Origin of the sequence: Chryseobacillus diguaensis, assembly GCF_049220665.1 — a bacterium.
Taxonomy (GTDB): domain Bacteria; phylum Bacillota; class Bacilli; order Bacillales; family Bacillaceae; genus Metabacillus_B.
The window spans coordinates 302,828-316,106 of the sequence record NZ_JBMKNV010000005.1 but is presented as its reverse complement, the minus strand read 5'-3'; the positions used below and the strand labels follow the sequence as shown (position 1 = coordinate 316,106).

At 41.8% G+C, this 13,279-nt stretch carries 12 protein-coding genes and 1 pseudogene; 5 read left to right on the top strand and 8 right to left on the bottom strand.

Annotation, left to right across the window (positions count from 1 at the left end):
• Nucleotides 1–147 precede the first annotated feature (147 nt).
• Entirely contained in the window at nt 148–846 is a 699-nt protein-coding gene (locus ACOT8F_RS11165) for a phosphatase PAP2 family protein (protein ID WP_421651925.1), read from the bottom strand.
• 333 nt (nt 847–1,179) lie between these two features.
• On the opposite strand from ACOT8F_RS11165, the gene ACOT8F_RS11160 reads away from it, so the two are divergent.
• The gene (locus ACOT8F_RS11160) at nt 1,180–1,563 is read left to right on the top strand and encodes a tautomerase family protein (RefSeq protein ID WP_421651923.1); all 384 of its coding nucleotides are present in this window, start codon (nt 1,180–1,182) and stop codon (nt 1,561–1,563) included.
• A gap of 48 nt (nt 1,564–1,611) precedes the next feature.
• On the opposite strand, the gene ACOT8F_RS11155 is transcribed toward ACOT8F_RS11160, so the two are convergent.
• The 3 genes from ACOT8F_RS11155 to hxlA form a co-directional block, all read right to left on the bottom strand.
• Nucleotides 1,612–2,328: a 3-ketoacyl-ACP reductase gene (locus tag ACOT8F_RS11155; RefSeq protein ID WP_421651922.1), complete on the bottom strand. Its 717-nt coding sequence runs from the start codon at nt 2,326–2,328 to the stop codon at nt 1,612–1,614.
• 63 nt (nt 2,329–2,391) lie between these two features.
• On the bottom strand, nt 2,392–2,946 hold the full coding sequence (gene hxlB / locus ACOT8F_RS11150) for a 6-phospho-3-hexuloisomerase (RefSeq protein ID WP_421651921.1): 555 nt from the start codon (nt 2,944–2,946) through the stop codon (nt 2,392–2,394).
• Nucleotides 2,947–2,953: 7 nt separating this feature from the next.
• Complete coding sequence (hxlA, locus tag ACOT8F_RS11145; protein ID WP_421651920.1) at nt 2,954–3,586, bottom strand: 3-hexulose-6-phosphate synthase; 633 nt, start codon at nt 3,584–3,586, stop codon at nt 2,954–2,956.
• Between the two features lie 212 nt (nt 3,587–3,798).
• Between hxlA and hxlR the strand changes: the two genes are divergently transcribed.
• Together hxlR and ACOT8F_RS11135 are read left to right on the top strand one after the other, a co-directional pair.
• Nucleotides 3,799–4,164 carry a transcriptional activator HxlR gene (gene hxlR / locus ACOT8F_RS11140; RefSeq protein ID WP_421651949.1) on the top strand — a complete coding sequence of 122 codons (366 nt, stop codon included), beginning with the start codon at nt 3,799–3,801 and terminating at the stop codon, nt 4,162–4,164.
• 283 nt (nt 4,165–4,447) lie between these two features.
• Complete coding sequence (locus ACOT8F_RS11135; RefSeq protein ID WP_421651948.1) at nt 4,448–5,398, top strand: acetylxylan esterase; 951 nt, start codon at nt 4,448–4,450, stop codon at nt 5,396–5,398.
• Nucleotides 5,399–5,430: 32 nt separating this feature from the next.
• On the opposite strand, the gene ACOT8F_RS11130 is transcribed toward ACOT8F_RS11135, so the two are convergent.
• Both ACOT8F_RS11130 and ACOT8F_RS11125 read right to left on the bottom strand, forming a co-directional pair.
• Nucleotides 5,431–7,536 (bottom strand): HelD family protein, encoded by a 2,106-nt coding sequence (locus ACOT8F_RS11130; RefSeq protein ID WP_421651918.1) that lies wholly within the window; start codon nt 7,534–7,536, stop codon nt 5,431–5,433.
• A gap of 146 nt (nt 7,537–7,682) precedes the next feature.
• Nucleotides 7,683–9,089 carry an MDR family MFS transporter gene (locus tag ACOT8F_RS11125; RefSeq protein WP_421651916.1) on the bottom strand — a complete coding sequence of 469 codons (1,407 nt, stop codon included), beginning with the start codon at nt 9,087–9,089 and terminating at the stop codon, nt 7,683–7,685.
• Between the two features lie 113 nt (nt 9,090–9,202).
• On the opposite strand from ACOT8F_RS11125, the pseudogene ACOT8F_RS11120 reads away from it, so the two are divergent.
• Nucleotides 9,203–9,319 (top strand): annotated as a pseudogene (locus ACOT8F_RS11120) (DNA-binding response regulator); the annotation flags it as partial.
• Between the two features lie 65 nt (nt 9,320–9,384).
• The gene (locus tag ACOT8F_RS11115; protein ID WP_421651915.1) at nt 9,385–9,606 is read left to right on the top strand and encodes a protein kinase family protein; all 222 of its coding nucleotides are present in this window, start codon (nt 9,385–9,387) and stop codon (nt 9,604–9,606) included.
• A 225-nt stretch (nt 9,607–9,831) separates the two neighbouring features.
• Here ACOT8F_RS11115 and ACOT8F_RS11110 read toward each other — a convergent pair whose 3' ends face one another.
• Together ACOT8F_RS11110 and fdhF are read right to left on the bottom strand one after the other, a co-directional pair.
• Nucleotides 9,832–10,326, bottom strand: a complete 495-nt coding sequence (locus ACOT8F_RS11110; protein ID WP_421651914.1) for a helical membrane plugin domain-containing protein — start codon at nt 10,324–10,326, stop codon at nt 9,832–9,834.
• Complete coding sequence (gene fdhF / locus ACOT8F_RS11105; protein WP_421651912.1) at nt 10,319–13,264, bottom strand: formate dehydrogenase subunit alpha; 2,946 nt, start codon at nt 13,262–13,264, stop codon at nt 10,319–10,321. The genes ACOT8F_RS11110 and fdhF overlap by 8 nt, the downstream gene beginning before the upstream one ends.
• Between the last annotated feature and the right edge of the window lie 15 nt (nt 13,265–13,279).

The window sequence follows — 13,279 nt, the reverse complement described above, 5'->3', positions numbered from 1 at the left end:
TTGGGAATCTGGAAAAATGGCATAAAAGTATCCAAGGAAGAGGTCTGTAAAGCATTAAATTACTTAAAAATGAACAAAAAGGCATACGGATAGAGACATCCGAATGCCTTTTGTCTACAAACTGAAAGGATGCACCGAGTGCATCCTTTAAATGGAACTTTTGGGAGATCCAAGCTTTGTTTTTTCTTCATCAAGTGCACTTGCCTCCTTGTCTTTTGATCGCTGATAATGCCAAATGGATAAGGCAAGCCAGCATATGCTGCAGAGATAACCGCCTAATACATCACTGGGGTAATGAACGCCAAGGTAAATTCGGCTTATTCCGATTCCGAGGATCATAAGTGTGCTGAAAAAAATCAGCAAGCCTCTTCCCCAGCTTGTTGGCGTATGTCGCCACAAAATAAAGGCGAGGATCCCATAAAAGGCTACAGCCTCCATGGAGTGGCCGCTTGGAAAGCTGAAGCCTGTTGCATTAGCCAGTCTGTGAAGACTTGGTCTTGACCGGTGAAACAAGCTTTTTAAAATCTGATTAAGAATGGCTGAACCGAGAACGACCGACACATATAAAATGACCTCGCTTCGGTGCATCAAAATTTTTCGGAAGACCAGCAAGGAGATAATGGCGAGTATGAGCACAATCGTTCCTGAACCAATCCAGGACAGGAATTTCATTAGAGCCGTGATCTGGGGAGTTTCAAATCCCTGAACAAAAGAAATAACATGCTGATCAAACGAATGGACAAGGCTTTTATGAACAAGGTAGGCCATCAGTCCAAATAAAACGGCAAACAGTAAACTAAGTAAGAATGCTCTGCTTAAATGGTGTTCTATTTTTCTCTGCCTCATTGTTTATGCCCCTAACTTCAAGCGTATAACCTAAAACATACCCGACTTCTTATTAAAATAATCTTAAAGTTCACTAAGAGTTTCCTCATGAATTTGCCCAAAGCCGCAAAGTTGTCTTTATAAAAAGGCTTTTTTCGCAGAGGCTGTTGCTATTCGTAAAAGCTATTACCACGCATTTAGTCTAGGCTTCGTGGCATCTTTTCTAAAAATTCTTGCCTTATAAATGGTTTGTTGAACTAAATATAGGGTAATGAGCAAAAAAGTTTAAGAAAAGAGCCCATAAAAATGACAGTGATATAGTAAAACCAGGAAAAGACAAGAGGAGGATATGAAATGCCGCTTATCCGTTTTGATTTAATTGAAGGAAGAACAAAGGAAGAATTAAAGACATTGCTGGATGCTGCGCATGAAGCGATGGTCGAAGCATTCAGCGTTCCAGAACGGGACCGCTATCAAATTGTCCATCAGCATCCAGAACACGAAATGATCATTGAAGATACAGGGCTTGGGTTCGAACGGACAAACAGCATGGTCATTGTATCGAAGACAAGCCGTCCGCGCTCAGAGGAGCAAAAGAAAACATTTTATAACCTGCTTGTCCGAAACTTGAAAGAGCGATGCGGTATCGACCCTCAGGATGTGATGGTTTCGATCACTGTGAATGGGGATTGGAGTTTTGGAAACGGCACCGCACAGTTTTTGACGGGGGATCTATAATTAACATGTAAAAAGGCATCCAATTGAAAAAACGGATGCCTTTTTCTTTTATGGATTTGTTGACCACATACCAGCTGATTTAATGAAAATACGCGGATGAAGCTTAAGCTGAGCAACCATAATTTCAGCAAGGTCCTCCGGCTGCATCACTTTTTCTGGGTCGCCGTCAGTAAGATCTGCTTCTTTAGCCAAATCTGTCGCTACAGTACTTGGAGTTAGGGCTGTTACCCTTATGTTATGCTTTCTTACTTCCTGCATAAGTGATTCGGTGAGGCCCATGACAGCGAATTTAGACGCACTGTAAGCACTCGTTACAGGAGCGCCTCTTTCGCCTGAGGTTGAGGAAATATTAATAATGTCACCTGATTTTCGCTGAATCATATCTGGCAGCACAGCTCTTGTGACATGATATACACCCATAAGGTTGACTTGAATGATGTCTTCCCATTCTTCAGGTGAAAGCTCAAGAAAACCGCCGAATTTAGCAATTCCTGCATTGTTAATCAAAATGTCTATTTGTCCGAGCTCTGCTTTAATTTGTTCAACAGCCTGTGATACAGATGCTCCGTCTTTCACATCCACTGCAGCATAGGTGACTTTCACGCCATATTCATTCAATTCTTTGGCTGCTTTTTCAAGATTCTCAAGAGTCCGGCCGATCAGCCCAATATGAACGCCTTCTTTAGCTAAAGCAATTGCAGTTGCTTTGCCGATTCCTCTGCCTGCACCCGTAATTAATGCTGCTTTCCCTTTTAATGAACTCATTATCTCAACTCCCTCTTGATTATATAGAGAAAGGCTGCAAAAGTGGCAGCCTTTCTCTTAAGCCTATTCTAAATTGGCATGCCTGCAAAACATTGTGCTTGAATTAAGTCCTTTTTTCTCCATAAATCGAAGGATAACGGCATCGTAGAATAATAAAAGAGTTTGTTCAAACAGTGAACCCATTGGCTGGATGGTTGCTTCGTTTTGTGACTCTTCCTTCGGTATGCCTGGGAGTTTTATCGTCATATCTGAAAGCTCTCCGATTGCCGAGTCTGGATTTATGGTAACAGCAGCTATTTTTCCGCCGATTGCTTTAGCTTTTTCAGCCATCGCAACAAGGCTTTTAGTGCTGCCAGAACCAGAGCCAATAATAAGGATATCGTCCTTTTCAAAGTTCGGGGTAACCGTTTCTCCAATTACATAAGCGTCGAGCTCCATATGCATCATACGCATCACAAAGGATTTGCCCATGAGACCTGATCTGCCCGCGCCCGCAACAAAGATTTTCTTTGCTTCAAGAATCCCGTTTACTAATTTTTCGGCATCTTCATCTGAGACCAAGCCTACTGAAGGACTTAGCTCCTGGAGGATTTTGGACAAATATTGAGTGATCTGCATACTTGAATTATCCTTGTTTCACTAATTTATGGATTTCTGAAGCAGCCGCTTTTTTATCATCTTTGCTTGTAATGCCTCCACCCACAATAACAAGGTCAGGCTGTGCTTTAATGACTTCAGGAAGTGTTTCAAGCTTGATTCCGCCTGCAACAGCCGTTTTCGCATTTTTCACAACACGTTTGATGGCTTTCAAGTCCTCAAATGAGTTCTTGCCAACAGCCTGAAGATCATAGCCGGTATGAACGCAAATATAGTCAGCGCCCATTTCATCTAATTCTTTTGCGCGTGTTTCAATATCTTTAACAGCAATCATATCAACGAGGATTTTTTTGCCTTGTTTTTTTGCTTCTTCTACAGCACCTTTTATAGAGGCATCTTCAGCTGCGCCAAGAATGGTAATGATATCGGCACCTGCTTCAGAAGCCTTCATGACTTCGTAGCCTGCAGCATCCATAATTTTTAAATCAGCCAAAACTTTTAAAGAGGGGAAAGCTTCTTTTATTTCTTTAACGGCTTGAAGACCTTCGTTGATCACAATCGGTGTTCCGATTTCTACGATATCAATATATTCTTCAACTTCCTTAACAAGTTTTTTTGCTTCAGGAATATTGACAAGATCCAGTGCTAATTGCAATTCCATCTCACAGTCACTCCTCATACTTTTTGGATTTTGCCGCACAGTCATACTATTTCCAAATAAGGGTTTAATACCAATTCCAATTTCATACGGCAATGTTATTCTGGAATATTTACATTATATTAAGTATGTTCTTTTTTTAAAAGTACGCACTTTTATTTTACATAGTGCCTAAAAGTATACTATTGGTTATAATAAGGGATGAGGTGATGAAAGTGTCAAGATTTGATGATAAATTATTTAACTGTGAAAAGGAATTAACCCTTTTTGTCATAGGCGGCAAATGGAAAATGATTATTCTTTGGCATCTTGGGAAGGAAGGCACAAAACGGTTCGGAGAGTTAAAATCCCTTATTCCCGGGATTACGCAGCGCATGCTTGTGAATCAGCTGAGAGAGCTTGAGGAAGATCAAATTGTGGAAAGAAAGGTTTATCCTGTCGTTCCCCCTAAGGTCGAGTACTCTTTAACACAGCAGGGAGAAAGCTTGATGCCTATTCTTGAATCCATGTATGAATGGGGAAAGAACTATCAGAAGACAATTGTTGACCAGGGAATTCTTACCAATAATGAAGCGAAATAATGCTCAAACTCTTTAAGGAACTGCTGCAAATAAAGCAAGTGTCTTTTTTAAAATAAAGTATAAATTTGATTTGTCTAGCGCAAGCAGCCTAGCCCGAGTCTTTAGGTCGTTTCAGAAAATCCCTCAAAGTCAAAACCGGACTTTGAGGGATTTTCTGTAAGCAGCTTGCCTTAGGCTGTTCAAGGCGCTTACGCTTTTCTTTTGTTCAGAATAGCTGGAAGAACTGGTAAAATAGAGTTTAGACAGGTTCATCACAACAGGGGGGATAAAATTGAATGTGGATATGCCGCTAAAGGATCTTAAAGCTTATAAAGGCATCAGTGTGAAACCAGCTGATTTTGATCAATACTGGGAGAGGGCTATAAGGGATCTGGATGTACAGCCGCTCGATTATGAACTGCATTCGGCCGATATTAATGCTCAATTTGCTGATTGCTTTCATTTGTATTTCACAGGAATCGGGGGAGCAAAGGTTCATTGCAAGCTCATTCGGCCAAAGAAAGCCGGACACAAAGGCCCTGGCCTGTTAATGTTTCACGGCTATCATACCAATAGTGGGGACTGGCTTGAGAAATTAGCTTTTGCAGCACAGGGATTTACTGTGATGGCGATGGATTGCAGAGGGCAGGGAGGCGGCTTATCTGAGGACAGGCTTACCGTAAAAGGGGGCACTCTCAAAGGGCATATTATCAGAGGGGTACAAGATCCCAATCCCGATAATCTGTACTATCGGCAAGTGTTTTTAGATACTGTTCAGGCGGCAAGAATTATGATGTCAATGGAGCAGGTTGACCCAGAGCGCATTGCAGCATTTGGCATGTCCCAAGGCGGCGCTTTGACCCTTGCCTGTGCGGCGCTTGAACCGAAAATTAAAATAGCAGCTGCAGGCTATCCTTTTCTGGCAGATTATAAACGAGTGTGGGAAATGGATATTTTAAACTCTGCCTATGAAGAAATTGCCTATTATTTTAGACATTTTGATCCAACGCATGAAAGAGAAGAAGCGATTTTCGAAAGACTAGGTTATATCGATATTCAAAACCTGGCAGACCGCATCAAAGCAGATGTCCTTTTCGGCACAGGTCTGATCGACAATCGATGCCCTCCCTCAACTCAGTTTGCTGTTTTCAATAAAATTCAATCAGCGAAAAACATGCTGATCTATTATGAGCATGCCCATGAGGATCTTCCGCAATTTAAAGATAAGGTATTTCAAATGTTAACAAGCATATAAAGAAGGCGGCCAAAGCGGCCGCCTGTTGTGCGTTATTGGTTCGATATAGGAAGCAAGGGAGAAGGTGTCCCTGTATAGAAAATTTTAAGGAAATGCAGGGCTCTCGTACAGCCTACATAAAGGAGCTTTGCATCCCATGCTGTCTTTTCATAATTCTCAGCAGAAACATCGCAAATAATGACGGCGTCAAACTCGAGTCCCTTTGTCAGATGGATGGGAATAACAGACACTCCTCCCGTATAATCCTTCTGTTCGGCAGTCAGGATGGATACCTGCTCTCCTTTAGCCGTTAGTTCGGAATAAAGCATTTCACAATCCTTTTCTGTTCGGCCGATAATGCCGATGCTTGAAACATTAGCTGATTTAAGCTCTGATAGAATTTGGGTAATTCGGTTTACTTGTTCCTTTTCAGCTGTTTCCTTGATTGTGACTTCCTCTGCGCTCCGAAATACCGGGCTTGCAAGCACAGTTGGCTTATAAGCAGAAGAAAGAACATGATTCGCAAAATCGATGATTTCCATTGTCGACCGGTAGCTTTTTTCTAATTCATAATAAGTTAGCTTATTGCTTTCGAATATTGGACGCAGTTCTTCCCAGCTTTCCATTCCTTTAAAATCATAAATCCCTTGTGAGAGATCTCCGAGAATTGTAAAAGATCCTTTGATCGAAAGCTTGTTAAGGAGAGCGACCTGGTAAGGTGAAAAGTCCTGCGCTTCATCAATCACGACGTGATGGAACTTTTCATCTTTATCAATGCCATTTACTGAAAGGTAAATGTGAAGCAGAGGAGCAAGATCATCTTCTGAAACCATTCGTTTTCGGACGGATTTGACGGTGCTCTCAATCAATTCTTTTGGAAGAATGGTTTTCATCTCTTCCGTTTCTAATATAGCTGCATATAGTGCAGCAGCATCAAGTGAAGGCCATGACTTCATAAAGGCTCTGAGCCTTTGCCCAGCCTTTTTCTTTGTTTCCTTTTGGACTTTCTGTTCCCAGATCTTCGCAAGCTCTTTATCCATCCAGCGTTTTATTTTCTCTTGTATACGTTCCCGCCTTTTTACAGCAGGGTAGGCCTTTAATTCAGTGTGATACCATTCGTGGATGATTTCTTTCTTCAGAATGGCTGTATCCCATGCCTCAAAATCTTTTTCCGGCACACTTTCTGCGTCAAGTTCACTGATAAGCTTGGAAACAGTATTCATAAAGGAAAGAGATCCTTTTAATCTTCCCGGCTTAAGACGCGCTTCTTCACTCCTCGCAGCGCTTGGTTCAAACCAATCTTCGACTTTTTTCGAATCCGGATTTACCTTTACTTTAAAGTTCAGCATTCTCCTGCCCCAGTCCTGGAAGGTGGTTTGCTGGATATTTCCGACTCCAAGCTCTGGAAGAACGTTCGAAATGTAATCAAGGAACATGCTGTTTGGGGCGAAAATGATCATTTTTTCTGCCGACATGTTTTCCCTGTACTCATAAATGAGATAGGCCAGTCTATGAAGAGCAACAGTCGTTTTGCCGCTTCCTGCAACACCCTGAATAATAAGCGCTGTGTCTCTTTTTTCCCGAATGATATTATTTTGCTCTGCTTGAATGGTTGAAACAATATCGCGCAGCTTATTATCCTTTCGCTCACCAAGTCTGTACAGAAGGAATTCATCTGCTCCCCCATGGTCCTCTTTTCCTTTTTCGTACGTATCTACAACGCGGTTGAGCTCACTGTTTCTGACAACAATATTCCTTTTTAAATGAATATCCCCTTCAATAACTCCTTCAGGAGCCTCATAAAAGGCGAGCTCTTCACCTCCTGTAAACGAATAAAAAAGACTGGCAACAGGGGCACGCCAATCCACAATCATGACATTTCTCTCATCTTCCTCTGCAACGCCGGCCTTTCCTATGTACAGCGGATTTGAGGACGATTTTCCTTCCTCTCTGAAGTCGAGTCTTCCGAAGTAGGGTTCCTTCTCAGCGATTTTCAAATTTGTGCGGTTTCGTTCCCTTGCATCTTCGAGAGCCTGCTCCGTAATGTTGTCGCCTGTATATCTAGGCATTGCATTCAGCCGTTCGAACTGGCGATGGATCTCTGCAGCATGGTTTTTGAGCTGCTGCTGCTCGTAATCAAAGGCACTTTGATTTGCCATAAGTCAGTTACCTCCTAATATGAGACTATTCGCCTGAATTTTCAGATAGGATCTGATTTTATCACAAATTGCCTTCAGAAGCTATTCTTTAGCTGGAAAATAAAAAAACAGCTTGCTGGTAGGAAGCAAGCTGCAAGGTTTACCGATTATTCCGATTCATTCGGCCTTTTTTCTTTCATCATAAAAGCAAAAATGATACCTAGGGCACAAATGAAGCCTGTTACAGCAAACGATACGTTGACGCCATGAATTATTCCTTCAGCATCTTTATCTTTGGGATTCTGCGCAGTTGCAATCACCGTGAAAAGGATAGCTGTGCCAATGGAACCGGCGATTTGGCGCATTGTATTGTTCATAGCGGTCCCATGCGAGATTAAAAGCTTCGGAAGCTGGTTCAAGCCTGCTGTTGTCACAGGCATCATTACTAAGCCAACGCCGAAAAGCCTTATCGCATTTATGATGGATAAATAAAGAAATGAAGTGGAAGTACTTAGATTGCAGAATAGAAAGGTAGTAATGGTCGTAATAATCAGTCCTGGAACAGCTAATTTTTTCGCACCAACCTTATCATAAAGCCTTCCTGAAATGGGTGAGAGCATCCCCATCACAATCGCTCCCGGAAGAAGCATGAGTCCTGATTTAAGGGCAGAATAATTGAGCATATTTTGCATAAAAATCGGAAGAATCGTCGCACTTGAGATCATCACAACAAAAACAATGGCAGCAATGGCTGTGGTCAGTGTGAAGATCGGATATTGGAAAACCTTGAACTCAAGGATTGGTTCTTTCAGTTTAAATTGCCTTGAAATAAAAATGATCAGGGCAAGGGCACCAACAATTATAGAAGCAATGACTAGCGGGCTTCCCCAGCCGATATTGCCTGCACTGCTGAAACCAAATAGCAAGCCCCCAAACCCAAGGGTCGAAAGGAAAATGGAGGCAATATCGAGTTTCGGATACGTTTGCTTCGTGACATTTTTCAATACAAAAAATGCGATGAAAAAATCAAGAATAGCAATTGGCAGAACAACATCAAAGAGAGTTCTCCAAGAGTACTGGTCAACTAACCAGCCTGAAAGAGTTGGTCCTATTGCCGGTGCAAAGGCAATAACAAGGCCGAAGATTCCCATTGCCTGCCCGCGTTTTTCAATAGGAAAAATAACAAAGAGCACCGTCTGGATAAGCGGAATGATAATACCTGCCCCTGCACCCTGGATAATCCGCCCAATAATGAGCAGTGAAAAACCGGGTGCAATCGAACAAATAAACGTTCCAATTCCGAAAAGGCCAATGGCACTTAAATACAAGGAGCGGGTTGTAAATTTCGCGGTTAAAAAGGCAGTCACCGGAATCATAATTCCGTTCACTAGAAGGAAAATCGTTTGCAGCCATTGAACCGTATTAGAGGATAAGCTTAAATCCTTCATAATATGAGGCAGGGCGGTTGCAAGCAGCGTCTGATTTAATATAGCAATAAATGCGCCTGAAATAAGCACGGCAACAATTGGAACCACTTTTACTTCTTCTCTTGATTGCACATGGGTATTTTCCATAGGTCAGTCCTCTTCAAAAAGATTTATAGTATTATTTAGCCCTAATTTGTGTTTATAAACTACCTGGATGTTCAAATTTCAAAAAAAAGTGAAAGGATGAAGGCCAATGAAAAATGAAAATTACTGTGGTGATTGCTAATGATAACTCTTTTAAAAGAGAAGGGTTGAAAATTATTTTAAATACATATGAAGAAATTGAAGCTGCGGGGACTGTTAATGATGGGGCAGAAGACCGGACTTTAGCACGGCACTAAAGATCCCCATCTATTATCTGACAGGAAAAGTGGAATAGAAGATGGATCTTTGGGTGATATTGATGGCTGCTGGATCCATCAGTTATTTTATTCTGATTATGCTCGTATCAGCTGGGAATCTTTCAGAAATTATTTTGAAGGAAAAAGAAAGCAGAACCTATTTCAGGATGCTGTCTGCACCAATTGATTCACAGCAATATGTCCTTGCAAATACTTTTGCTCATAGCCGTTCAAATTCTCATCGCTCTCTTTTCAGTGAATAATGTTTTTCACATCTGCAAGAAAAGAAAACTTAAAAAAAGGCTGTTTTCGCAAAGATTGTTGCTTTTCGTACAAGCTCTTATCACGCATTCAGCCAAGCTTCGGGGCATCTTTTCTTAACGAATATTACCTTACCGATGGTTTGTTAACCGTAATATAGGGTCATGAGCAACAAAGTTTAAGAAAAGAGCCTAAAAAAAGAAGGAGCACGAGACTCCTTCTTTGTCTTATTTTTTTGTGGCTGTCTTCCCGCCGAGGTTTTTGCCGATTCCTCTTAATATATAGAGGATAACGGTGATTGTCCGTTTAATAGCAGGATCATTCAGAGCCCGCAAGAGACCGAAAAGGCCAGTCTCTTTAGGTGGAGGAGTTTCCCTGCCGATATTATGGTTTCTTGTTGCTCTGACACTTTCCGTTTCAATTCCTTTAAAGTTCAAGCTTCCGAGAAGTTCAACCATTGTGGCAACATTGCTTAATATTGCCGAGTTCTGCGGCTTGTTTGCTTCTTTAGCAAAGTTGGTCAGCACTTCATCCTGATGATGGACCAATGCACTGATTGCATCAAGGTTCCTGTTTTCATCCATATATTTGATAAGATTAACCACTTTTATGAGAGAGTCTTTATTTTCAGCCAGGACTTCAATCAGTTCATTCAGATTCTCTTCCTGAATTTTTTCCTTAGGTATTTCCAATCGGACGATTTTTTCAGTCGCTTTAGCCACGATCCTTCACCTCGCTTCCAGGGAAAACATAATCATCCCTGTCCCATTTTCGCTGAACCTCAACACCGTGCTGAGGATTCCGGTGCCCATGACGGTGGTTATTGAAAGGAATCGGCGATTTTCCTTTTTTCTCTAGTACTTCTACTTTAATAGGAACTTCTTTATAGGCAGGAGTATCTGTGTCTTTATCCACTTTATTACTAGTGAGATAGTTAATCGCATTTTTTCCATCGCTGTTCAATGTAACAAACAGTTCCTTGCCGAAGACCTCATTGGTTACATGAACTCTTCCTTCTGATTGGCCTTCCTTATTGGACATTCTGATAAGACCGCCATCTTCAATATCCAGTTCTTTTGCCATTTCTTCAGAAATCTCAATGAACGGCACTGGTATTTTGTTAACGATGCCTTTTGTATGGTGCGTCATATTGCCCTCATGGAAATGCTCTAGTACACGGCCGTTGTTGGCATGGAAATTATGGTCTTTCACTTTTGGATATTCATAATGATATTCAAGCGGATAAAGGTTCGCTTTTTTATCATCAAAGTTAAATCCATCTAGATATAGGATAGGTGTATCTGTTCCATCTTCTTTCACAGGCCACTGCAGGCTGTTAAACCCTTCAAGACGTTCATATCTGACGCCTGCAAGAATAGGCGTAAGCGAAGCAGCTTCATGCATAATGTCTTTTGGAGATTCATAGCCCCAGTCAACGCCGCATTTTTTAGCAAGCTCAGCGTAAATCTTCCAGTCAGGTCTCGCATAACCTTTTGGTTCTAGTGCCTGATAAAGACGCTGAATTCTTCGTTCCGTATTGGTAAACGTTCCTTCTTTTTCAACACTTGGAACAGCAGGCAATACAACATCAGCGTATTCAGCAGTTTTTGTCAGGAATAAATCCTGAACGACGAAGAACTCAAGTTTTTCAAAAGCAGCTGTTACATAATTGATGTTGGAATCAACAATGCCCATATCTTCACCAGTGACATAAAGAGCTTTTAAATTGCCGTTATGAATTTCTTCCACCATCTCATGGTTATCCATGCCTTTTTCTTTCGGAAGAGCTGTATTCCAAGCCTTTTCAAACTTCTTCCGGACTAAATCGTTGTCTACTGATTGATAGCCAGGAAACTTATCAGGCATGCTGCCCATGTCGCTCGCACCCTGAACATTGTTATGTCCGCGAAGAGGATAAGCGCCAGCACCCGGTTTTGCGTAATTTCCTGTGATTAAAAGAAGATTGGAAATAGCTGTTGATGTATCAGAACCCATTGTGTGCTGCGTTACGCCCATTGCCCAGCAAATAGCTGTAGAGCCGGCTTTATAAATGTGTTCAGCCATTTCAATCAATGTATCTTGGCTAATGCCTGTTTTTTCTTCCGCATACTCAAGAGTGAATGGAGAAAGGCTTGCATAGTAGTCATCAAATCCGTTGACCTTTTCGTCTAGGAATTCTTTATGGTGCCAATCCTGGTCGATAATGTACTTTGTTACTGCTGAAAGCCAAACAAGATCTGAACCTGGCTTAGGATGAACATACAGATCTGCTCTTTTGCCCATTTCATGCTTGCGAAGGTCCGCTACAATCAATTTCTGTCCAAACAGCTTATGTGACCTTTTGATTTTGGAAGCAAGAACAGGGTGAGAATCAGCTGTATTGGTACCAATTAGAATAACAAGCTCTGAACTCGCAATATCCTCCATAGACCCTGCGTCACCGCCATGCCCAACGGTACGGAAAAGCCCTTTCGTCGCAGGAGACTGGCAGTAACGGGCACAGTTATCAACGTTATTGGTTCCAATAACCTGTCTGGCAAACTTTTGTACAAGGTAGGATTCCTCATTTGTAGCTTTTGACGATGCGATAAATCCAAGAGCATCGGAGCCGTTTTTCTCTTTGATTTCTTTGAATCTTTTCGCTACATACGTTAGTGCTTCTTCCCATTGTACTTCTTTAAAATGATCGCCCTCGCGGATCAGCGGAAGGCTTAGGCGCTTTTCGCTGTTTACATGACCATAGCCAAACTTGCCTTTTATACAGGATGCAATGCCATTCGCAGGTGCTTCTTCAACCGGAGACATTTTCAGGATTTCTCTTCCTTTTGTCCAGACGTTGAAGCTGCAGCCTACGCCGCAATACGTACAAACCGTTTTTGTTTTTTTAATCTGGTCATCGCGCATTTTGGCTTCAGAATCTGATATGGCAAAAAGAGGGCCGTAGCCTGTCTCAACCGTTTTTGTAATATCAATCATGGATCGAAGAAGACTTGTATTCATACCGGTTAAATAACCAGCCTCGCCAAGCATATCTTTTTCCATCAAAGCATTACATGGACAAACAGTCACACATTGCCCGCAGCTGACACAGGAAGACTGGTCGATCGGCACATCTTTATCCCAAATAACGCGGGGCTCTTTCCGTTCCCAATCAATCGAAAGTGTCTCATTGACCTCAATATCCTGGCAAGCCTCTACGCATCTTCCGCACAAAATACACTGATCAGGATCATACCGGTAGAACTGTCCGGAGAAATCCTTCTCATATCCTTTCGAATGAAAAGGCTTCATCTGGTGTTCAAGTCCCATCATGGCAACCGTATTATGAAGCGTGCAGTCTCCGTTATTTTTTTCACAAACCGTACAGTACAGTTCATGATGCTCCAAAATATTATCCATCGCTTTGAACTGAGCTTCTTTTACTTCCGGCAAATCCGTCTCAATGCTCATTCCTTCTGCAACAGGAGTACCGCAAGAACGCTTCAGCTCTCCATTGATGGATAAGGTACAGGTATCACATGTCTGAATGGCGCCAAGACTTTCCTCATAGCAAACTTGAGGAACTTTGATCTGATTCGTGTTTAAAAATTCGAGAACTGTTTGGCCCTTATCTGCCAAAAACATTTTGCCGTTGACGAATAGTGAGATCTTTTTTTCCATATAAATGCTCCCTCG

Coding starts and splice junctions, on each gene's coding strand:
- ACOT8F_RS11165 (WP_421651925.1), bottom strand. CDS start 846: ATGAGGCAGAGAAAAATAGAACACCATTTAAGCAGAGCATTCTTACTT.
- ACOT8F_RS11160 (WP_421651923.1), top strand. CDS start 1,180: ATGCCGCTTATCCGTTTTGATTTAATTGAAGGAAGAACAAAGGAAGAA.
- ACOT8F_RS11155 (WP_421651922.1), bottom strand. CDS start 2,328: ATGAGTTCATTAAAAGGGAAAGCAGCATTAATTACGGGTGCAGGCAGA.
- hxlB (WP_421651921.1), bottom strand. CDS start 2,946: ATGCAGATCACTCAATATTTGTCCAAAATCCTCCAGGAGCTAAGTCCT.
- hxlA (WP_421651920.1), bottom strand. CDS start 3,586: ATGGAATTGCAATTAGCACTGGATCTTGTCAATATTCCTGAAGCAAAA.
- ACOT8F_RS11135 (WP_421651948.1), top strand. CDS start 4,448: ATGCCGCTAAAGGATCTTAAAGCTTATAAAGGCATCAGTGTGAAACCA.
- ACOT8F_RS11130 (WP_421651918.1), bottom strand. CDS start 7,536: ATGGCAAATCAAAGTGCCTTTGATTACGAGCAGCAGCAGCTCAAAAAC.
- ACOT8F_RS11125 (WP_421651916.1), bottom strand. CDS start 9,089: ATGGAAAATACCCATGTGCAATCAAGAGAAGAAGTAAAAGTGGTTCCA.
- ACOT8F_RS11115 (WP_421651915.1), top strand. CDS start 9,385: ATGGATCTTTGGGTGATATTGATGGCTGCTGGATCCATCAGTTATTTT.
- fdhF (WP_421651912.1), bottom strand. CDS start 13,264: ATGGAAAAAAAGATCTCACTATTCGTCAACGGCAAAATGTTTTTGGCA.